This is a genomic window from Olsenella sp. KH3B4, from assembly GCA_900111695.1.
Taxonomy (GTDB): domain Bacteria; phylum Actinomycetota; class Coriobacteriia; order Coriobacteriales; family Atopobiaceae; genus Tractidigestivibacter.
The window spans coordinates 1-21,984 of sequence record FOHD01000001.1; the positions used below are offsets into that span (position 1 = coordinate 1).

17 protein-coding genes are annotated in these 21,984 nt (G+C 60.0%); 16 read left to right on the forward strand and 1 reads right to left on the reverse strand.

Annotation, left to right across the window (positions count from 1 at the left end):
* Positions 1–329 precede the first annotated feature (329 nt).
* The 4 genes from BMX94_RS00005 to BMX94_RS10665 all read left to right on the forward strand — a co-directional run bounded on the left by BMX94_RS00005 (position 330) and on the right by BMX94_RS10665 (position 5,198).
* On the forward strand, positions 330–725 hold the full coding sequence (locus BMX94_RS00005) for a L,D-transpeptidase (RefSeq protein ID WP_091002256.1): 396 nt from the start codon (positions 330–332) through the stop codon (positions 723–725).
* A 244-nt stretch (positions 726–969) separates the two neighbouring features.
* Entirely contained in the window at positions 970–2,328 is a 1,359-nt protein-coding gene (locus BMX94_RS00010; RefSeq protein ID WP_143052226.1) for a glycoside hydrolase family 25 protein, read from the forward strand.
* 199 nt (positions 2,329–2,527) lie between these two features.
* Positions 2,528–3,475: a glucosaminidase domain-containing protein gene (locus tag BMX94_RS00015; RefSeq protein ID WP_091002258.1), complete on the forward strand. Its 948-nt coding sequence runs from the start codon at positions 2,528–2,530 to the stop codon at positions 3,473–3,475.
* Positions 3,476–3,644: 169 nt separating this feature from the next.
* On the forward strand, positions 3,645–5,198 hold the full coding sequence (locus tag BMX94_RS10665; protein ID WP_218138425.1) for an N-acetylmuramoyl-L-alanine amidase: 1,554 nt from the start codon (positions 3,645–3,647) through the stop codon (positions 5,196–5,198).
* 63 nt (positions 5,199–5,261) lie between these two features.
* Here the strand turns inward: BMX94_RS10665 and BMX94_RS00025 are convergent, their stop codons facing one another.
* A complete protein-coding gene (locus tag BMX94_RS00025; protein ID WP_177171264.1) occupies positions 5,262–7,697 on the reverse strand; it encodes a glycosyltransferase family 2 protein in 2,436 nt (811 codons plus the stop codon).
* Between the two features lie 196 nt (positions 7,698–7,893).
* On the opposite strand from BMX94_RS00025, the gene BMX94_RS00030 reads away from it, so the two are divergent.
* From BMX94_RS00030 to BMX94_RS00085, 12 genes are all read left to right on the forward strand, one after another.
* Positions 7,894–8,679, forward strand: coding sequence for a hypothetical protein (locus BMX94_RS00030; protein ID WP_091002260.1), 786 nt, complete (start codon positions 7,894–7,896; stop codon positions 8,677–8,679).
* Positions 8,680–8,694: 15 nt separating this feature from the next.
* The gene (locus tag BMX94_RS10805; protein ID WP_091002261.1) at positions 8,695–9,123 is read left to right on the forward strand and encodes a BspA family leucine-rich repeat surface protein; all 429 of its coding nucleotides are present in this window, start codon (positions 8,695–8,697) and stop codon (positions 9,121–9,123) included.
* Between the two features lie 269 nt (positions 9,124–9,392).
* Positions 9,393–10,643, forward strand: coding sequence for a glycosyltransferase family 2 protein (locus BMX94_RS00040; RefSeq protein ID WP_091002262.1), 1,251 nt, complete (start codon positions 9,393–9,395; stop codon positions 10,641–10,643).
* A 367-nt stretch (positions 10,644–11,010) separates the two neighbouring features.
* Positions 11,011–12,675, forward strand: coding sequence for a ribonuclease J (locus BMX94_RS00045; protein WP_091002263.1), 1,665 nt, complete (start codon positions 11,011–11,013; stop codon positions 12,673–12,675).
* Between the two features lie 4 nt (positions 12,676–12,679).
* A complete protein-coding gene (locus BMX94_RS00050) occupies positions 12,680–15,205 on the forward strand; it encodes an FtsK/SpoIIIE family DNA translocase (protein WP_091002264.1) in 2,526 nt (841 codons plus the stop codon).
* A gap of 6 nt (positions 15,206–15,211) precedes the next feature.
* Positions 15,212–16,873, forward strand: a complete 1,662-nt coding sequence (locus BMX94_RS00055; RefSeq protein WP_091002265.1) for a helix-turn-helix domain-containing protein — start codon at positions 15,212–15,214, stop codon at positions 16,871–16,873.
* A gap of 85 nt (positions 16,874–16,958) precedes the next feature.
* Entirely contained in the window at positions 16,959–17,456 is a 498-nt protein-coding gene (locus tag BMX94_RS00060) for a YajQ family cyclic di-GMP-binding protein (RefSeq protein WP_091002266.1), read from the forward strand.
* A 9-nt stretch (positions 17,457–17,465) separates the two neighbouring features.
* Complete coding sequence (gene rimO, locus BMX94_RS00065; RefSeq protein WP_143052228.1) at positions 17,466–18,803, forward strand: 30S ribosomal protein S12 methylthiotransferase RimO; 1,338 nt, start codon at positions 17,466–17,468, stop codon at positions 18,801–18,803.
* Positions 18,800–19,417: a CDP-diacylglycerol--glycerol-3-phosphate 3-phosphatidyltransferase gene (gene pgsA, locus BMX94_RS00070; RefSeq protein WP_091002267.1), complete on the forward strand. Its 618-nt coding sequence runs from the start codon at positions 18,800–18,802 to the stop codon at positions 19,415–19,417. Before rimO ends, pgsA begins: the two co-directional genes overlap by 4 nt.
* Before the next feature lie 2 nt (positions 19,418–19,419).
* Positions 19,420–19,944: a CinA family protein gene (locus BMX94_RS00075; RefSeq protein ID WP_091002268.1), complete on the forward strand. Its 525-nt coding sequence runs from the start codon at positions 19,420–19,422 to the stop codon at positions 19,942–19,944.
* 226 nt (positions 19,945–20,170) lie between these two features.
* Complete coding sequence (gene recA, locus BMX94_RS00080) at positions 20,171–21,271, forward strand: recombinase RecA (RefSeq protein WP_091002269.1); 1,101 nt, start codon at positions 20,171–20,173, stop codon at positions 21,269–21,271.
* Entirely contained in the window at positions 21,271–21,981 is a 711-nt protein-coding gene (locus BMX94_RS00085; protein ID WP_091002270.1) for a regulatory protein RecX, read from the forward strand. The genes recA and BMX94_RS00085 overlap by 1 nt, the downstream gene beginning before the upstream one ends.
* Positions 21,982–21,984: the final 3 nt, after the last annotated feature.

Genomic DNA, 21,984 nt, shown 5'->3' on the forward strand with positions numbered 1-21,984 from the left:
CACGTGGAGCACTCGGGCGATCTCGGACCTCGAGCGCCCGGCGGCATCCATCGACCGTATATCATTCACTGTGTCCAGGGGCACGGTCATCTCCTCCATCCTTCCCGGGCGGGCTCGCCAAAGTAACCGCCCGGGGAAACCATACGGCGAGGGCCGCGCCCCCGGTCCCCGGGGCGTGGCCCTCCTGCTTAAACTGCTCAGTTTCTCGTGCTCACGGTGCTCATTTCCCAGTGATTACTCGGACCACTTCTTAGTGAACATCAACAAACGGTTCCTGGTGGCGAGCAGTTGACTGGGGAGGGTGCTTCTCTGCGGGAAGCTGGCAGGACATGGCTGCAAAGGCGCAGAACTACTGGAGCGCCACCAACTACCTCATCCTTGTTGACTGCACCTCCAACCGTACCGCCGTCTATCAGTGGGACAACGGCTGGTATGCGATACACGAGTGGTATTGCACGACTGGCGCAAACAACTGCACGATGAAGGGTCAGTACACCACCAACCTCAAGGGGTACTCGTTTGGCAGTGGGTTTACCTGCTACTACTACACGCAGTTCTACGGGAACTACCTGTTCCACTCCGTTCTCTACTATCAGAACAGCGACAGGATCATGGATGGTAGGCTTGGCATCAACGCCTCCCACGGCTGCGTGCGCCTTGACATCAACAACGCAAAGTGGATCTATGACAACATTCCTCGAGGAACCAAGGTCGTGACGTACTAGCATCGCTCGGTTTCTATTCGTTTCGCTTGGCTGGTTGTCCTGAACTCGTCCGGCTGTCTGGAATATCCCGACAGTAGGACGAGTTCTTTTGCAATCATTGCATGAGGACTTCAGGCTGTCCTCATCTTTGAGTTCCTGGTATGGCGAAGCGTTTCCAAACAAAATCTAGTGCTCTGAGGGGATTCTTGAGGCGCTAGCCTTGTCTGGTAACTCTCCTCTCTTATCAAACGGTAAGGAGAACCTCGTGCCTCATGTTTCACGACGCGGCTTTCTTGCCCTTACAGCTGGCTCTACTTCGCTTCTCTCGCTCCCCAAGGCCGTGCTTGCGGACACTGAAGAAGGCGAAGCTGTCTCTGATGCCCCCGGATCGCCATCGACAGATTTGTCGGAAGATGCCTCGGAAGACCTGCTCTACCGCATGGAGCATGACCTTCCCGAGAGCTTCCGATACTCAAGCGACAATTCTGATTGTGGGGACGCCGCTTCCAGTTCAAGCTCAAACTCAATTTCAAGCTCCCTTCGTCTGAGGAGCGTCTCCTCTGGGGATGCGTGGTCCGAGACCGATGGTGGCTACCTTTCCTCAAATGGCTCGCTCATTCCCCATGCCGTCGCCAAAGGCATCGACGTGTCTGAGCACCAAGGGAAGATCGACTGGGATTCCGTTAAGGATGCGGGCATCGACTTCGCCATTCTCCGCTGTAGCTATGGCTGGCCAGATGACGTGACCTCTGCGAAGCAGCATGACAAGGAGTTTGCACGTAATGCCTCGGAATGCGAACGCGTGGGTATTCCATACGGTATCTACCATTACTCCTACGCAATCGGCGTTACCTCGGCGGAGCAGGAGGCGCGCTACCTTCTCGCTTCGATGGGCGATGCCTCCCCATCGCTTCCCATCTATTACGACCTTGAAGACGTTACCTTGCCGTATGGCGACGCCTCGTTACTGGGAGACATGGCCACACGATTCTGCGAAGCCGTTAAGGCTGCTGGGTATACCCCTGGGGTCTATGCAAACCTCAACTGGTGGAACAACTATCTTACCGATCCACGCTTTGAAAACTGGTCGCGATGGGTTGCCCAATACAACTATAGGTGTGACTACACGGGTGGCTATCGATATTGGCAATGTACCTCTTCGGGAAAAGTAAGCGGCGTTCCTGAGAACGTGGACATCGACTTTCTCCTGCGGCGAGACTCGGTTACCGTACACCGGCTCTACAACCCATATTCAGGGGAGCACCTCTACACGCTGGACTCAGACGAGAAGGATAACCTCACTGCAGTTGGCTGGCGCTATGAGGGAACTGGCTGGTATGCGCCGACCTCAGGCGATAGTGTCCTGCGCCTCTACAACCCCTATAACGGCGAGCACCTCTATACCGTTGACGAGTCGGAGTACGAGAGTCTCCAGGAGATAGGCTGGAAGGGGGAGGGGCTTGCCTGGCATACATCCGTGCCCACCTCCGGCGAGCCGCTCTTCCGACAGTTCAACCCCTATGAAACGGTAGGGACCCACAACTACACGCTGAGCGCCTCGGAAAGGGACTCCCTCGTGCCCCTCGGTTGGAGGGACGAGGGTGTAGCTTGGTATGGAGCCTGAGAAGCGCCAGGAACCAAATGCTCCGAGCTGGTACCATTATCCCTACGTGCATTTCTAAACAAGTTGGGGGATCAGCATGGGGCGTCGTTTCCTTCGTGCGTGTGCGTGTTGGGGCGTAGCATTGGTTCTGGCTGTCGGGGTGTCGCTTGGCGTTCATGCCGACAGGGCTTTCGCCGGTGAGCCACTCCAGTCCGTCGCGATGTGGCGGGTCTACAATCCTTACTCCGGTGAGCACCTCTATACTGCCCAGTCTGGGGAGGTGGCACATCTCAGCTCGCTAGGTTGGAGATACGAGGGCATCGGCTGGTATGCTCCTGTGGAATCCTCCACACCGGTCTACAGGCTCTACAATCCTTATTCCGGGGACCATCACTACACGGTTGACAGCGGTGAGCGTAATCACCTCGTTTCTCTTGGTTGGATCTATGAGGGGGTTGCCTGGTACTCAGACGACAACCAAGGTGTCCCGCTTTTCAGGCAGTTCAATCCCTATGTCTCCATTGGCACCCACAACTATACCACCTCGAAGAGCGAGAACGACTACCTCGCCTCGATCGGGTGGAGACCCGAGAGTGTTGCTTGGTATGGGGTGGACTCGGTTCACGTTGGCACCGTGGTCAACTGCACTCCGTTTATGGGTGATAGCAGAAACTCGCAGGAACAGGTAACATCTCATCTTAAGGCGCAGCTCAAGGCACGCGGCAGGGAGTTCCCCTCGGAAGTCTATGCTTCATATGGTGCAGCTACTGCAGATGAGTTCATCGCTCGACTCTTTGAGGCTGCAACCGCAGAGGGCGTTCGTCCTGATGTCATGTATGCTCAGGCGATGCTTGAGACCGGATACCTTTCCTTTGGTGGAGCCGTCAAGCCAGAGCAGTGCAACTTCTGCGGGCTTGGCGCAACCGACTCTGGTGATGTGCCTGCAAGTTTCTCCTCCGTTTACGAGGGATTCCTCGCTCAGGCCCAGCATCTTCGTGCCTATTCTGGGAAGGCCCCGCTCTCGAGCACCATCGTCGATCCGCGCTATTCGACGTGGCTTTTTGGCAGATCCAGCACTGCTGCGGGAACCATCGAGGGCCTATCTGGCACCTGGGCAACGGATACCAGCTACGGCTTCAAGATCCTGACTATTCTCAATAGCATTTAATCGGGCTAACCTGTGACCTGCTCATATGAAAAGAAGGAAGTAACGTCTGTCAATGCTCATATTGAAAAACCCGACCAACCTTGTTCTTGCTGGTATTTCCGCTTCGGCCCTGACCCTTGGGATCCTATTCGCTCCCGCGCCAGCTGTTGCCGAAGAGGCAGAGGCACCCGTGGAGACCGTATCGGCCGGCGTCCTTGAGAGTGATTTCTCTGCCCAAGCCTCTGACCCTTCCGCTGCAAGGCTAGATTCCTCTGCCAGCAACAACGCCGTTGCCGAAGATGCCGCCTCCTCCGCCTCTCCAGATTCGTCAGGGTCCATGGCAAGCGGTCTGACAAAGGCCGACCAGACTGATGGCGTCGACGCTGTTGCGAAGTCCAAGGACGCTCTTGGTTCAGAGGCTTCTGGTCAGCGCGATGCTGCCTCTTCGGCAGAGTATGCCATCGCCGGTCAGGCCTCGGAATCCGCCACCGCCACTTCGGCTGCCGTTGCGAATTCCCTGGCTGTGTCCCCGTCTTCGAGCACAAACTCAAAGGAGTCCTCGAAGGTCCCGGTGTATCGTCTTTACAACCCCTATACTGGCGAGCATCTCTTTACGGAGGCATCGAGCGAGGCAACGAACCTCATCCCGCTCGGCTGGCAGGGAGAGTCCGTGGCGTGGTTTGTTCCGGGGTCCTCCTCAACCAAGGCATTCAGGCTATACAACCCCTATACCGGGGAGCACCACTACACCACCAACGCCGACGAGTACAATTACCTCGCTACCATCGGGTGGAGGCAGGAAGGCTCCTCCTGGCTTTCTTCTGACGAGGAGGAAGTGCCCATCTACAGGCTCTTCAACCCCTATGCTAAGCGATACACCCACCACTTCACGAAGGATGAGGCAGAGTACAACTATCTTGCGACCCTTGGATGGCAAAAGGAGAACATCGCCTGGTACGGGGCTTCTGTTCCTTCGGATGGCTGGTTTGTCACCTCTAACGGCGACGAGCTAGACATACAAGACGGCGTTGTGATGTCGGACAAGGTGGTGAGCAACAAGTCTGGTCAGAAGCGCTACCTCACCTCGGCGGGTTTCGTTGCCAAGGGGTCGACGTGGTCGTCCCCCTCAAACGGCTGCACATACGTCACGTCTTCCGATGGGACGATTACGCAGACAATCAACCCGAGGGCGGGACTTGACTACTGCTGGCTCAAGGACTCGTCCTATTGGTCCGGTGCTGGCGTGGTCAAAGAGCTGCTCATGAACAAGCACTACTCAAAGGGTCGCTATGGACAGTCAATCTCGAAGATTGTCATCCATCACAACGCGGGCAATCTCTCGACTGAGAGCATCTATCAAACTTGGCAGACAAGGGCGGCGTCTGCGCATTACCAGGTCGAAGGTAACGGCACGGTCGGCCAGCTGGTTCTCGATTGCGACACGGCGTGGCAGGCGGGCAACTGGACCATCAATATCCAGACAATCGGCATCGAGCACGCGGACTACGTTGACTCCAATGGTCGGTGGCGCATGACCAAGGCAACCATCAATTCGGGTGCACGACTCGTTGCGGCGCTCTGCCTGCAGTACAAACTCGGCAGGCCCCAGTGGGGAGTCAACATGGTTGGACACAACGAGTGCACCTCCACGGAGTGCCCTGCCTCGCTCGCAGTGGGAGGCTCGCAGCACGACGAGTACGTTGCCAAGGCCCAGGAGTGGTACGACAAGCTCTCGAGACTCTAGCGATAGCTTAGCAGCGATAAAAGAAAGCGCGCCTGGCGAAGGGATTCGCCAGGCGCGCTTTCGTTAGAAGCTCCAGTACGTATCGAGCGGCTCGTATGAGCGAAGGAGTGGGCTGTAATATGGGTCGCCCAAACCGTAGTAATCCGACCAACGCTCCCGCATGATGCCCACCTCGTGGGCAAAACGCTTGACTCGACTGGTGGAGTAGTCCGAGCCCCTCGAGACGGACTCGAAGTGCGTGAGTGCCACCTGAGGCGTGTACACCACGAGCAGCCCCATCTCCCTCAGTTTGAGGCAGAAGTCAACATCGTTGAAGGCGACGGCAAGCGATTCGTCAAGCCCGCCGACCTCCTCGAAGAGGGCTCTACTCACCATGAGGCATGCGCCGGTTACCGCAGAGAGGTCCTGCTCGCACTCAATGAGGTTGCAGTATCCGTGGTCGCTCTCAGGGAGGTCGATGCCAAAGTGGTTGGCGCAGCTCCCGCTTACGATGACGCCGGCATGCTGGATGGTGTTGTCAGGGTAGAGAAGGCGCGCGCCCACAGCCCCTACGTCCTTGCGCGAGGCGAGGCCCAACATCCGCTCTAGCCAGTCGGACGTCCTAAGCTCCATGTCGTTGTTGAGGAGTAGGAGATACTCGCCGTCCGATTCCCGTGCGCCAAAGTTTATGAGACCGGAGTAGTTGAAGCCGCCCTGTCCCTTCCACGTCGCAATGCGCACGCGCCCCTGGCTCTCGCGTTGCACGCGATCGTAGTACGAGAAGGTCTCCTCGCGCTCGCTGTTGTTCTCGATGACAACCACTTGATAGTTGTCATAGGTGGATTTCGAAAGGATGGAGTCCACGCAACGCCCGAGTAGTTCGACGTGGTCGCGCGAGGGAATGAGTATGGATACGCGCGGGTTGGATGCGGGTGGCCTATGGAACACATGGTAGGAGAAGGGCCTTTCGCCTTCACCTACCTCTGCGTCAACTCCAATCCGCTGGAAGTGCGCCCTCACGGCAGCCATGCCGGCCTCCTGGGCGTAATCCTTTGCGCCCTCATTGGTTGCGGTGGACGTCTCCCACATGCGCCAGTGATAGAGAACGCGAGGCACGTGCGTCACGCGACGAGCCTTCTCCACTGCCTGTAATGTGAGGTGGTGGTCCTGGGCGCCGTCATATTCGGGGTTGTCGAACTCCAACCTCATCAGGAGGCTGCGACGCACGGCAAGCATGTGGCAGATGTAGTTCTTGCAGGTGAGGAGGTCGATCTCGAGCTGCGGCTTGAGGAACGGCCATACGTGTCTGCCGGTGGGGTCGATTTTGTCCTCATCGCAGTAGAGGACGTCCGTCTCCGGCGTAGTGTTCACGGCTTCCGTGTAGTGGAAGAAGAGGTCTGGCTCGATTGTGTCGTCGTGGTCGACGAAGCCAACGAAGTCACCAGTCGCCGACCTTATGCCTGCGGCCGTGTTGAGTGTGATGCCCAGGTTCTTCTCGAGCGTGACACAGCGTATCCTTGCGTCCGATGCGACGGCGTCTGCAACCTGGCTTGCAAGCCCCTTGTCCTCGGGTGATGCATTGACGAGGATAAGCTCCCAGTGTGAGTACGACTGGTCGACGAATCCCGCCACGAGGTCCTCGAACTGCTCATGTGTGGTGTGAAACAGTGGCACCACGACACTCCAGGTGACCTCGTTATCAAAGCGGACTACACTCTGGAGACGCAGCTCCCAGGGTTGAACTCGCTGGCCTTGGAACCACTCGTTGTAGTAGGGGTCGCGATCGGCAGACATCGTGAGGACCTCGGTGTCGTGGATCAGGCTGTCCAGGTCGGGCTTGGCAAGCTCGAAGAACGTGTGCTGGTGAGGGTCTGCCTTGTCCCAGGCGTCGAAGATAACGGTTCGGTTGTCTCGTGGCAAAACGGCCGAGAAGACCGTCTCCCGGAACTTGACTGTACCCGAAAAACGAGAGTCAAACTGCTGAGAGCCCATGAGCGTAGGAGCGGGGTCAATGATGTTAAGCGACTGGTCGCAAATGCGTATCGCAACCTCGCCGTCCTCTCGCCAAGGCACGCGAACGGCGACTCTGACGATTGCCTTGCCCCTGTCGGGAATCGCCTTCTTGATGAAGATCGTGGAGAAGAGGAACGCGTGGCCGAGATCGTAGTCGCGAATGCGTGCGGTAAGGTCGCGATGCATTCGATAGTTCACGCGAGACTGCCACTTGGCGTCGCTGAAGCTCATGGTCGCAGAGCCTACTTCACGCCAGGCGTCACGATCTGTAATCGGCCAGTCCGATGCGAAGAGCGTGTAGGTTACAGTCGAGGCGCCAGAGTGCTCGTCGATGAGAACCACGACTGCTTCCGTTGGCGTATCCCGGAAGACCTTTGCTGGGACATTGTTGCCCTTGTCGTCCTGTGCAGTAATGTCGAGAAGGGCATCTTCCGGAATCCCATCTATGGATACCAGCTGGTAGATCTTCTCCACATGCCTGCAGATGCCCAATGAGTTGATGTTCACGAATGCCACCTTGTAGACGTTCGGGTCTAGATGCGTTACTCGATTATACGTTTGCTGTGCCCGTGGGCGGATAGGCGAGCGTTGCGTTTGTTCCGCTTGCCGGCAATTCCGATACTTACCGGGCGCTTCGCATAGAGGCATTCTCGATGGGATAACATGATCATGTTTCGAGTTTACGTAAAGGTTGGTGGTCTTCATGGGAAGAAAGCCTGTTGATGTTATGCACGTCGTGATGGCAGTTTCAGCCGCGCTATTCCTCTTTGTACTTGCGATGCCAATGCTTGCGGTTGGGGAAAGCGACTCTTCGAGCAACACGTTTCCGATGTACCGGGTCTACAACTGCTGGAGCGGCGAGCACCTCTTCACCGCTGATGCCGACGAGTACGTCTTCCTTGGTTCTATCGGATGGAAGCAGGGGGGTATGGCCTGGAAGTCACCTGCTTCTGGCAACCCCGTTTGGCGCCTTTACAATCCTTATTCCGGGAACCACTTCTACACGGGGAACGCCAATGAGTACGCCCGTCTTGGTTCCATTGGTTGGAGACAGGAGGGGCGCGCCTTCTATTCAGCTCCGGACATGAGTGCAAAACCTATTTACCGGCTTTTTAACCCTTGGCTCACCCAAGGAACTCACCTTTTCACAACCGACGCCAGCGAGTATGCCTACCTTGGCTCTGTTGGCTGGCAGCAGGAGGGAGTCGCCTTCTACGGTGCTTCTGAGAGGGTTCCCCTGTCTAAGGCATTCGCCACACTCTACGATGACGGTGAGCTAGTCATTGATGGCTCCGATGCCACTGACGCCGGACGCAAGGTTGTTGTCCATGGAAGTGCTGAGGAGCTTCTCGCTAGAACGGATTTCAGCGCCAGTGGCGGCCTCTCGGGGTCTGGCTCAAATGCGGTGTGCGCCAGGTACGCGAAGAAGATCTCCTCGCGATGCGAGTTGGTACTGAGCGGCTTCGACAACGTTGGCTTTACGAACTAGTCCTCACTTGAGGACATATCGGGTCTCTCCAACTGGGATGTTACAAGCTTCCGTTTCCTTAAGGAATTCTTCTGGGGATGTGCGACCCTCTCGGACATTTCGCCCTTGTCCAGTTGGGATACCTCGAAGGTCACGAATATGGGCTGGATGTTTAACGAGTGCTCGTCTCTTCATGACCTCACGCCCCTGGCCAGCTGGGATGTCTCAAACGTCAGCAACATGGAAGGAATGTTTACACTAAGCAACTCTGTCTCGGACCTCAGACCGTTGTCCAAGTGGAACGTCTCTAAGGTTAAAAATGCGGTGCGCATGTTCTACAGCTGGGGAAGCGTTTCTCTCAAGGATGCAACTGCCCTTGATTCTTGGCAGTTGCCGAACGATGCAAACACTACGTCAATGTTCCCGTATGGATGTAAGACACCTTCTTGGTACGTTGTCGGATAGACTGAGGCCGCAAGGTATTTTGGGCTGACGAGAGCTTGCTCTTGTGGGGGCGTTTACTTGGGGGGCTCGGCGCGAAGGCGCGCCGGGCCCCTCTGACTATAATCTCAGTACAGTCCTAGCGCACTCGGCTCTACACCCCACGGCGCAATTTAGGGGCAGTTGGGTATCTTGCGGCTGGCTGCTAGGATGTTGAACTACATCGAAATGACTAACAACAGGCACGTAGGACTTACTGTCGATGGGTAGCATCGTGCCGGACAGGAGATACGATGACCGAGTCGCTCGCGCTCTCTGTTGTAGTCCCCGCACACAACGGGGGACGACACCTTGAGGAATGTGCAATGAGCATCCTCGGGCAGTCCTTTTCCGAGCTCGAGCTTCTCTTGGTGGACGACGCCTCGGCTGACGATACTAGGGATGTCATCCTGTCGCTTGCTGAGCGTGACTCTCGAGTGCGGCCGGTTCTTCTCGACACAAACGTCGGCACACTTGGTGCGCGACAGGCGGGAGTGGCAGCCTCTTGCGGAGCCCATGTTATGTTGGTTGACCAGGATGATGAGCTTGCACCTGGGGCATTGGACCTTGTGATGGCCCATGCAGACGAGGCCGATATCGTCCACTTTGGCGTGCGGGTAGTCCCAGAAGGAGATGCTGCGAGCGGTGCTGCAGCTGGTATGCAGGGCTTTCTCACGCCAATTCCGCGACGCCTCAATGGCGCAGACATCATGCGTGTCCAGTTTGCCGAGAAAGACAGCTTTGACTGGCACGTGCACCACAAGCTCTTCTCCGGGGACCTTGCTCGCAGGGCGTGGGGCATGGCTGCGCACACGCGTTTGCTCCTCTCGGATGACATCTATCTGTGCATGATTCTCGACGCGCTTGCCTTGACATACGTCGGACTGTCTGACTCTCCGTGGTACCTCTACCATCTTGGGCGCGGCGAGACGCTTGGCTCCCGAGAGACCCTCGATGCGCTTAGAAGGACGTCAGAGCGCGAGTTTAAGGGTTGGCGTCTCATGCGTGACTTCGCCTGCGAGCACGCGACGGACATTCCCCGCGACGACTGGGACGAACGGGTTGCTGATGCGCGTGATCGAATTTTCGAGAATGTCTCGAATGAGATGATTGATGAGCTTCCAGAGGTAGAACTCCCTGAGGCGGTGGACTTGCTGCTCGGACAGTGGCCGACAGATGCCGTTGCGGGAGAGCTTTGGCGATATGTGCGTGACCGCGCATACGAGCGATACGATCGGCACGTGGAGCCTACGCGGGGCGATTCCCTTGACCAGGTACTCTGCCTTGCGCGTAAGGCGGATGCACAGGTAACCGCTGGTGAGGGGTCTTCCCGGTATCAGGAGATGCGTCGCGTTGCGCATATACATCTGCGCGAGCTTGCCGAGCGATACCCGGAGCAGGCTGAATGGCTGACGGGTGCCCCCGGTGGTCGAGAAGAGGGGACTGCCAACAGTGACGGTCCCATTGCGGGGCTCCGTCGTCTTTTCGGCAGGCTTCGCAGGTAAGGCGCGGCCGTCCGAACGCGCAGGTGTCTGTCGAGCCAGCAGCTGCCGTGCTAGCGCCTATTGAGAAGAAAATCGACCCATAACGATGTCCTAGCGGCCCATTCTGTCGATTTTCTTCTCGGCAGCGCATGGTGAACGCGAGGGGGGCCAGCGGAGGGCCAAGCCAGTCCGCAATCATCGTGGAGCCTCGCCACGCGAGTCTTGGCTTGGCTACAATAGATTGGCTAGAGCGCCTGCGTGTCCCCCTTGAACGCCGGCGCACCAAAACCGTAGCTGTTGCGGCTGGCGGCACATGGCCGTCAGAACTGCTCACTAGATATCGGCGAAAGCCGAGCGTATCAACCACGAAGAAAGGATTTATCCCGCAATGCCAAAGAAAGACACCGCCCTCAAGATCATCCCGCTAGGTGGTCTTGATGGGATCGGCAAGAACATGACCGTGTTCGAGTACGGAGACGACATGGTCATGGTTGACGCCGGCCTCATGTTCCCCGATGACGAGCAGCCAGGCATCGACCTCATCCTCCCGGACTACACCTACGTCCTTGAGAACGAGGACAAGCTGCGCGGCATCATCATCACGCATGGCCACGAGGACCACACGGGCGCCCTTCCGTATCTCCTCCAGGACCTCACCCACAAGGTCCCCATCTACTCGAGCAAGCTCACGCTTGGGATCATCCAGGGCAAGCTCGCCGAGCACAACATCAAGAGCCCCAAGTTCCGCGAGGTACAGGATGGCTCCACGGTCACGCTCGGAGCCTTCAACATCACGTTCTTCTCGATGACGCACTCCATCCCCGCCGCGTTTGGCGTCTTCATGAACACGCCCGCCGGCAACGTGATGCACACCGGTGACTTCAAGCTCGACCAGACCCCCATCGACGGCGTTCGTCCCAACTACGCCGCCATCAACCGCTTTGCGGCCGAGGGCATCGACGTCCTGCTTTCCGACTCAACCAACGCCACGCGCCCCGGCTTCACTCCTTCCGAGGCTGCCGTCGGACCGGCTCTCCGACACATCATCAAGAACGCGCCTGGCCGCGTCTTCGTCGCCTCGTTCTCGAGCCACATCCACCGACTCCAGCAGATCTGCGACGCCTCGGTGACCGTTGGCCGCAAGGTGGTCGTGACGGGCCGCTCGATGGTCACAAACACCAAGGTCGCCCGCGAGCTGGGCTATCTCCGGATTGCCGATGACGACATCATCGATGCCTATGACCTCGAGAAGATCCCGGACGAGAAGATCGTGGTCCTCTGCACCGGCAGCCAGGGCGAGCCCCTCTCGGCGCTTGCCCGCATGGCAAACGGCGAGCACAAGAGCCTCTCGATTCACGAGGGCGACACGGTCATCATCTCGGCCAACCCCATTCCCGGCAACGAGAAGAGCGTCCAGGGCATCATCAACTCGCTCTCCAAGCTGGGCTGCGACATCTACGACAAGAGCCAGGCGCTGGTTCACGTCTCTGGCCACGGTTCGCAAGAGGAGCTCAAGCTCATGCTCGCCATGGTCAAGCCACGCAACTTCATGCCGGTCCACGGCGAGGCGCAGCACCTTCGCGCCCATGCCAAGCTTGCTCAGCAGGTGGGCATCCCAGAGAAGAACATCTTCATTCTGGACAACGGCGACTCGCTCGAAGTTCGTCACGGCAAGGCCCGTCGTGGCCCCTCGGTCGACTCCGGCGTGGTCTACGTCGACGGTCTCTCCATTACCGACGCAAACCCCGTGGTTCTGCGCGATCGCCAGCGACTTGCGCAGGACGGCGTCATCACCTGCGTCGTTGCCGTTCGTTCGCGGAACCACTCTGTCGACACCATTGATCTTTCCGGGCGCGGCGTGTCGTTTGCTACGGACGAGGCGCTCATGGAAGACGCTCGCGCGCTCGTGCGTTCGCAGGTGGAGCGTATCGAGAAGGGCAATGGCGCCAGCATTGACACCGTGCGCAAGGGCGTGAGAAACTCACTATCCAACTTCCTCTGGAGCAAGACGCACACGCGGCCGATGGTGATACCGGTCGTGATGGAGGTCTAGGCACATGCCCTCAAATCGCAGATCAAACGTAGCAGGTAAGGCAGCTAAGAGGGGGTCCGGCTCGCGGAATGGCGGTTCGCGCCAGGCATCTCGCGGGAAGGGCTCCGCGGGTAAGGCGGCGCAGGAGGGCCTCTCGTCCACCCAGAATGACATCGTCGGCGTTGTCCTTGCCGTCGTGGCCGTTGCCATGTTCGTCTCGCTGGTTGCTCCTTCTTCGGCTATCGTGACGAGCATGGTTGGCCATGCGCTCACCCTGGGATTTGGTGCCGGTGCGATCCTGGTGCCCATAGCGCTCTTCATCTTTGCGTGCACCTTCTTCATGGACGAGGACGGACCCATCTCCGGTCGCGTTGCCGGAGGCCTTGTGCTCATCGTGCTCGCTGTTCTCGCCCAGCTTTCGCTCAACCAGCCTGGCGTTGCCGACAGCCCCGCCGTTGCCCTTGCTGAGCCAGCGCTCGAGTCCGCCGGCGGTTACGTAGGCGGGTTTATCGCCTTCCTGCTCGTGGGGCTCGTTGGCGTCATCGTGGGAAACGTGGTGCTTGTGGGCGTCATCGTTGCAGGGGCAGTGGTCTGTGGATTCTCCATCTCGGGCGCTGTGGCGAAGATTCATCTGCGTGCCCAGGAGGCCTCTGAGAACCGCCGCATAGCACGTGAGGAGCGCGAGGCAGAGCGTGATGCGGCGCGCGAGGTTGCGGCTCCCGCGGCGCAGGTCGCTGCTGCAGCACCTAGCCGCGCTCAGGGTTCGCTCTTTGACGAGACGGGCGAGGGTGAGACTTCGTTCATTGGCTCCCGCAAGACAAGCGTGCTGCGGCGTGGCCGCGGCAAGAAGGCAAATCCCGGCGTGGTTGGCGCCACTGCCAATGGTGAAGACTCAGAGGCTGAATCTACCACGCTTCTCGACGCAGCCCCCACGACGCTGCTCGACAAGCCCACACTGTCTGCTAAGGCAACCAAGGGGCGTGCTTCTCGCAGGTCAAAGGAGAAGGAGAGCACGCCGGCGTTTCTGGCCGGGCACGCCTCCGGCGCCAAGCCCGTTACAGCGGCTGCGGCCTCGAGCGACGAGGACGGCAAGGATCTTCCCCCTGTCGACATGCTCAAGGTGAACCCCAACTCCGGCGTGAGCGCCGAGTCCGACGAGGAGCTCTCCTCGGTTGCCGCCAAGCTCCAGGGCACGCTCGAGGAGTTCGGTCTCACCTCGCGGGTGGTTGGCTGGGTTGCTGGGCCTTCCGTCACCACCTTCAAGATCGAGATGGGCGAAGGTGAGCGCGTGAGCAAGATCACCAACCTCCAGGATGACATCGCGCTATCGCTGGCCTCTCGGTCGGTGCGCATCTTTGCGCCTATCCCCGGTACCTCCCTTGTGGGCATCGAGATTCCCAATAAGACAACGCAGCCCGTCTATCTGGGGGACGTTCTTCCCTACGTCAAGGGCGGCCCGCTCGAAGCCGCCTTTGGCCGCGACTCCGAGGGCAATCCCGTGGTAGTGGACATAGCCGGCCTGCCGCACCTTCTGGTTGCAGGCACCACCGGCTCGGGTAAGTCTGTGCTGCTCAACAGTATTGTGATGACCATTCTCATGCGCGCCACCCCCGAGGAGGTCCGTCTCATCATGGTGGACCCCAAGCGCGTCGAGTTCACGTACTACGCCGGCTTGCCTCATCTCTACGTCCCCGTGGTGACCGAGCCCAACAAGGCGGCGAGCGCGCTCTCCTGGGGTGTCACTGAGATGGAGCGCCGCCTCAAGGTCTTCGAGCACTACAAGGTGCGTGACATCAAGTCATACAACCGTGACGTCGACGGTAACAAGTATGCCGACATGGAGAACCCTCCCAAGCACATGCCGTACTTTGTCATCGTGATCGACGAGCTCTCTGACCTCATGATGGTGGCCGGCAAGGACGTCGAGGCATCGATCGTGCGCATTGCCCAGCTTGGCCGTGCCGCAGGAATTCACCTCATCGTGGCCACGCAGCGTCCCTCGGCAGACGTGGTGACGGGCCTTATCAAGGCCAACATCGACAACCGCGTGGCCCTCTCGGTCGACAATGGCATGAACTCCCGCATCATCCTTGACCAGACGGGTGCCGAGCGCCTTCTTGGCCATGGCGACATGCTCTACAAGCTGCGCGGCTCTCGTCCAAGACGCGCCCAGGGCTGCTTCGTCTCGGAGGAGGAGGTCGAGCACGTGGTGGACTTCATCAAGGAGCACCACGACACCGACTATCACGACGACATTCTCACGGCCGTATCTCCCATGACCCCCGGTGGCCCCAGCGAGGCCTCCGCGCCGGCGGACGACCCGCTGCTCTGGGAGGCCGCCGACATCGTTGTGAACTCTCAGCTGGGTTCTACGTCTAGCCTGCAGCGCGCCCTCTCGGTGGGGTACGCTAGGGCGGGAAGAATCATGGACATGCTCGAGAATAAGGGCGTCGTGGGGCCCGCCAATGGGTCGAAGCCCCGTGAGGTGCTTCTCGACAAGGAGGGCCTCGAGGACCTTAAGGCCGCCGAGCAGGATTTTGAGGAGGTGTAGCCCACCATGCCGTCGCGTCCGCGCTTCAGCGAGATGCTCCTTGACCGCCGTCGCCAGCTTGGGCTCACGGTGGGTCAGGCCTCTCAGGTCCTTAAGCTCAAGGAGCAGGTTCTCATAGCCTTCGAGGAGGGCGACTTCGAAAACATTCCCCAGAGCGGCTATGCCCAGGGCATGCTCTCCTCGTATGCGCGCTACCTCGGTCTCAATCCGCGTGAGATCGTGGACCTCTTCCAGGAGGAGCTCTACGAGCACGTGCACGGCACCTCCTCACACGAGCTTCGCCGTCGCACCAGAGACACCCAGTCCGGGCGTGGCGTACAGGGCTACGACGTCGTGAACGAGGCGGAGTCTCGCCCCAAGGCATACGTGCAGTACCGTGGCCTTCTTCCTACCTCGGGAGGGCCTGCCGGCGACATGGGTGCCTTCGCCACCACCTCCGGGCCAAGGCCCAGAACGCCCTCCTCGGTACCACTTGCCGGCTCGAGCTACCCCACCTCCTCGCGGAGCCAGACCCCCTCGTACTCGCATGCCGAGTATGTCTACGGGCGACCCTACAATGCCACCTCCGAGCGCGATAGAGACCGCGACCGCGAGAGGGACCGCTACACCTCACGACAGCGCGGCAGGCACGCGCAGCAGAGGCGCCGCGTCGACGACCCTGCAAACCGACTTTTGCGCGAGGGACAAAACGGCGTCGAAGAGAGGCGTGAGACGGCTCGCGCCTATCGTCGCGACACCTCCCGCGCCCAGAGGCTCTACGAGCGCGATAACGTGAGCACGAGGAGCGTGCGCGCCGGCGAGTACACCGACGACCTTCGCTACAACGATGGAGTCCGGCCTTATGACCGCGCCTCGACCATCTCGGGCAGGCGCTCGTCACGAAACATTGCCAGCGTTGACAGGCCCAACGTTCGCCGTCGTTCGGAAGGGCAGCGAGGGAGGCTCTCTGGCGGCTCGCGTGGTCGCGGAGGGCAGGATGGCCGCAGGACCACCCTGCTCATCATCCTTGCCCTCGCACTGGCGCTTACCCTCATCCTGGTCTTCTCGATTCGCTCCTGCGTTGGCAGCAAATCGAATACCCCCCAGGAGTCAAAGACAACTGTTCCCGTGAGCACAACCTCGACGGACTCCACGTCTACTGACACCACCTCGACCGATTCGTCGTCGACGCCAACAACCACCACATCTACGACGAGCACTGAGTCGTCTGTGGACGGCTCTTCGACCGATGGCTCGTCCTCGGACTCTTCGACGCCCACCGAAACCGTGGTTACGGTGTCTGTCGCCAGTGGCGAGACCTCCTGGCTCGAGATCACCAATGACGGCACTAGCGAGGAGGCCAGCACGGTCACAGGTCCCTGGGAGCAAAGCTACACCGTCACGGACTCCATCACCATCCGTGCCGGCAACCCCGGCGTGGTTACCGTTACCGAGAACGGGGCCCAGAAGAGCTTCGATTCCAGAGCTTCTGGCATTGGGTCCCTCACAATCCAAGGGACGCCGGCCGCCTCGACCGATGAAGCTTCCACTGATTCTTCGACGAGCAGCGGCAACACCTCGAGCGCGTCTTCGGCGAGCACGGGTACGTCTTCGTCGAAGACGTCCAACGGCACCGCCTCGACGTCCTCCAAGACGTCGAGCACCACGAGTTCTTCCAAGAGCAATTAGGTCAGGGGCCTCGATTGGCCCTCAGCTTTCGAACATCGCCCGTCGTTGACCAGATAGTCGCGCGTCGGGCGGGGGAGGATGACATATGGCAAAGGATTCCAGCTTCGACGTGGTCTCCACGGTCGACATGCAGGAGGTGGACAACGCCTTCCAGCAAGCAACCAGGGAGATTTCCCAGCGCTACGACCTCAAGGGGACCGGCGCGTCGCTCGCCCTTGCCAAGGGTGAGGGCACCTTCACGGTCGAGGCTCCTTCCGAGTTCGTCGCGGGGCAGGTGCGAGACATTCTTGGATCCAAGCTTGTCAAGCGTGGGGTTGACCTTTCCGCCCTGCGCTGGGACAAGCCGCAGGCCGCCTCGGGCATGAGCGTCCGACAGCTGGGTCACCTTGTCCAGGGGATTGACGCCGACCTTGCCAAGAAGATCTCGAAGGACATCCGAGACTCCAAGCTCAAGGCCAAGGCCACCATCGAGGGCGACAAACTCCGCGTGAGCTCTCCCTCTAAGGATGCGCTACAGCAGGTCATCGCCTTGCTCCGCGGCAACGACTATGGCCAGCCCCTCCAGTACGTCAACTACCGATAGGGTCAACCAATGCCAAGCATTCTCTTCATCACTCGTGGGTGTGCCAAGAACGAGGTAGACACCGACCGCATGCGCGCCTTGCTTTTGGGCGCAGGCTACGACGAGACGGACGACCCCGACAAGGCAGACCTTGCGCTGATCAACACCTGCTCATTTCTCGTCTCGGCTACACAGGAGTCGCTCGACACCACGCTCGAGCTCGCGCAGCAAGAGGAGGGGGAGGGGCACACGCTCCCCATCGTGATGTGCGGCTGCGTGCCCTCGCGCTATGGCGCTCCGCTCGCCGACGAGCTTCCAGAGGTCTCGGCGTTCGTGAACGCTGACGATGAGGACGGGATCGTAGGCGTGGTGGATGACGTGCTGGGCCTTGAGCGCGACGTTGCGCCAGGCGTCCCACAGGGGGTTCTTCGCACGGTTGACGGGGCAAGCGCGTACGTCAAGATTTCCGAGGGCTGCGACAGGTTTTGTGCCTTCTGCGCGATTCCCTACATCCGCGGCCGCTACCACTCCCGCGACTCGCGCGAGATCTGCGACGAGGTTCGCTCTCTTATGGAGGGCGGCGTACGTGAGATCGTGCTTATCGGGCAGGATACCGGCATCTGGGGCTCCGATTTCGAGCAGCCCCGCACCCTGGCCTCGCTCCTCCGCGAGGTTGCCGAGGTTATTCACCCCTATGGTGGCTGGGTGCGCGTTCTCTACCTGCAGCCCGAGGGCATGACCGAAGAGCTCGTCTCAACCATTCGCGACGTCCCCGAGGTGCTCCCCTACATCGACATCCCTATCCAGCACTGCTCCGCCACCGTGCTAGAGCGCATGGGCCGCAAGGGCTCCGCCGAGGAGTTCTCCGCACTCTTTGCGCACCTGCGCAAGGAGATCCCCGGCATGGTGCTTCGCACGACGGCGATGGCGGGCTTTCCAGGCGAGACGGACGAAGAGGCCCAGGAGCTGCTTGACTTCCTCCAAGACGAGGAGTTTGACTACTGCTCCGTCTTCACGTACTCCCCTGAAGAGGGTACGCGCGCCGCAGCTATGCCCGACCAGGTGCCCGACGACATCAAGACCGAGCGCACGCAGCGACTCATTGACCTCACTGAGCAGCTTGGCTTTGCCGCTGCGGAGCGGCATGTGGGCGAGCGTGTGCGTGTCATCATTGACGGCGTGGAGGATGGGCCAGACGGCGCCGAGTTCATTGGCCACGCATGGTTCCAGGCGCCGGACTCCGACGGGGTCGTGCACATCGAGAGTGGGGACCTTGCTGTTGGCGACGTCGTGACCTGCGATCTTGTCGACTCGTTCACCTACGACCTTGTAGGCGAAGTTGTCGAGGATGAGGAGAGCGCGCGATGAGCGCTGCAACCTCGAACGGAGATCACGGCCATACCCCGTCTATCTGGACGCCCGCAAATGTCGTGACCTGCATCCGCGTAGTTGCCGTCCCCCTGTGGCTCCTCGTGGCAGAGCTTTCTCCTGCCGCGGGCATTGGCTCCGCTCGGTCTGTGGGGGTCTTTCTCTTCTTTGTGGCGCTCTCCCTCACCGACAAGCTCGATGGCTATCTGGCGCGCAGCAGAAACGAGGTCACGACCTTTGGAAAGTTCCTCGACCCCATTGCCGACAAACTCGTTGTGGTGGTAGCCCTGTGCTTCCTTCTCGAGCGAGGCGAGGTCTCCTCGTGGGTGCTGCTGGTGATTGTCGCACGTGAGTTTCTCGTGTCTGGCCTGCGCATGGTGGTGGCCTCCGCAGGTACCGTGATTGCCGCATCGCCTCTGGGCAAGGGCAAGACGGCCGTCACCATGGTTGCCATCTCCGCGCTGCTCTTGGCCATGGCTCTACCTGCGGGCATAGTATCGGGTGGGTTTGAGCTCATTGGCCAGATTCTCATGGTTGCTGCCGTTATTCTCACGGCATGGTCGGGCATCGACTACTTCGTGAAGGCCTGGTCCTTCATTGCTGGGGAGCGATAGCTATGGTTCCATCAGTTATCTTCGACGGTGAGACGCTCGACGCCTGCGAGGCCCTTGTTGCCGCGTGCCGTGCTTCCGGTGTCACCGTGGGTACGGCGGAATCCTGCACCGGTGGCCTCGTTGCTTCCGCAATCACCGCCATCCCTGGGTCCTCCGAGGCCATCCGCGGTGGCGTCGTGAGCTATGCCATCCCCGTAAAGCACGAAGTTCTTGGTGTCTCGAACAGTATTCTTGACGCTCCGGGCGTGGGAGCAGTCTCAAGCGAGTGTGCTGCTGCCATGGCCGAGGGCGCTCGCCGGGTGCTTGGCTGCGACGTTGCCGTCTCGGTGACGGGCATCGCTGGCCCCGGCGGCGAGGAGCCGGGCAAGCCCGTGGGCACCGTGTGGTTGGGGCTTGCCACTCCTAGCTCGACGCGAACCTTCCCCAACCTCTTCGAGGGCAACAGGGGAGAGGTCCGTGCTCGTGCCGTTCGACGCGCTCTCGAACTTCTTGCGCAGGGCGTCAGGGATGCTGCCGAGAAGGACTAGTTCCGTTTTTTCACTACGGGTTTTTGTTGGGCGAAGCCCTCTCTGGGATGCCACATTTTCGCAGGCAGAGGCCCGTGTCTGTCAGAATCGTGGCGGCCGTGCGACAGCGGCGTGCTCGCGCGGCGTCAACCTAGTGCAAGGGCTCACCTGTACGCTTTGTCTAGCGATGTTGACTACGAACGGATGTTCGTATATCATCGAGGAAGCCAACAGATGAGGAGCGAGCATGGCCAAGAGCAAGGGAACGGTCAAAGAGGTCAACCATCCAGAGACCACTGAGGAGCGCGACAAGGCGCTTGAGGTCACTACCCAAGAGATAGAGAAGAAGTTCGGTAAGGGCGCCATCATGCGCTACGGTGATGACAGTGCCAGCCTAGAGGTCGAAGCCATCCCCACGGGATCACTTGCGCTCGATGCCGCCCTTGGCATAGGCGGCGTGCCCCGTGGCCGCATCGTCGAGATCTATGGTCCCGAGTCCTCGGGCAAGACCACACTCTCTCTCGAGATTCTGGCTGAGGCGCAAGCCATGGGAGGTGTCGTCGCATTCATCGATGCCGAGCACGCCCTTGATCCGGGCTATGCTGCTCGTATCGGCGTTGACATCGACGAAGTCCTCATCTCGCAGCCGGACACGGGCGAACAGGCGCTCGAGATTTGCGACATGCTCGTCCGTTCTGGTGCCATCGACGTGGTGGTCATAGACTCGGTGGCCGCCCTTGTCCCACGTGCCGAGATCGAGGGCGAGATTGGTGACACCACAGTGGGACTTCAGGCTCGTCTCATGAGCCAGGCCCTCCGCAAGCTCGCGGGTTCTCTCTCCAAGTCAAACACCACCTGCATCTTCATCAACCAGTTGCGCGAGAAGATCGGCGTCATGTTTGGCAACCCAGAGACCACGCCCGGCGGCCGCGCCCTCAAGTTCTTCTCGTCGGTCCGCATGGACATCAGGCGCGTGGACAGCATCAAGGTCAACGGTGAGGTCGTTGGCAACCGCGTGAGGGTCAAGGTCGTCAAGAACAAGGTCGCTCCTCCGTTCAAGTCTGCCGAGTTCGACATCATGTATGGTACGGGCATTTCCAAGGAGGGGTCGGTGCTTGACATGGCGGTCGAGTACCAGATCGTCGACAAGTCCGGTTCCTGGTTCACGTACGAGGGCGAGCGACTTGGCCAGGGCCGTGAGGCGGCCAAGACATTCCTCGCTTCCAACCCAGATCTCCTGGAGGAGATAGACCATAAGGTCCGCGTGGCCTGTGGTCTTGTCCTCGGTGATGAACGCGTTGGGGAGCCGGTCGAGGGTGCTGCTGCCAGTTCTGGGGACGTCCAGTAGTGACGCGTGCCAACAAGGGCGCATGGCCCAAGACAGACCTTGACTGGGAGGTCCGCCTGCCCCAGCGCGGAACGCGCGGCCTGGGGCAGGCGGTTCCCCGCGCCGAGGTCATACTACGAACAACCCAGCGTGGCGAGGAGCACATCCACGTGCCGCCTGCGGTGGCGCGCGCCCTCGACGCCAAGGCAAGGGCACGGGAGCTACTCCCGTCCTCGCGTGCGGAGCTCATGTTCGCGATGGGGGAGGTCTCACGGAAGTGCGCCATGGAGCGCGCGGCGGCGCTCATCGATCGTAGGGACTACTCCGAGGGAGAGCTTTCCTCTCGGCTGGCGCGTGACGGCTATGCTGCTCAGACGGTTGAGACCACGGTGCGAAGGTCTGTCGAGTGCGGTCTTGTCGACAACGCCCGCTTTGCAGACGCCTTCATTCGCTCCAAGCTTGCCCAGGGTTGGGGAAGGGTACGCATCGAGCGTGAGCTCTCGCGTCGAGGCGTCGATGCGAGCGGCGTTCCTGGCTGGCCAGAGCTCTACCTCACGGATGAGACCGAGGAAAACACTGCCTACGAACTTGCCTCCAGGCGACGTCTCACAGGCAAGAACGATTACGAGAAGATTGTTCGGTTCCTCTCCTCGAGGGGTTTCCCGCTCGGCCTTGCCACCCGCACGGCTCGTCGCGTGCTGGAAGAGCGCCGGGAGCAGGAAAATCTGTAACAG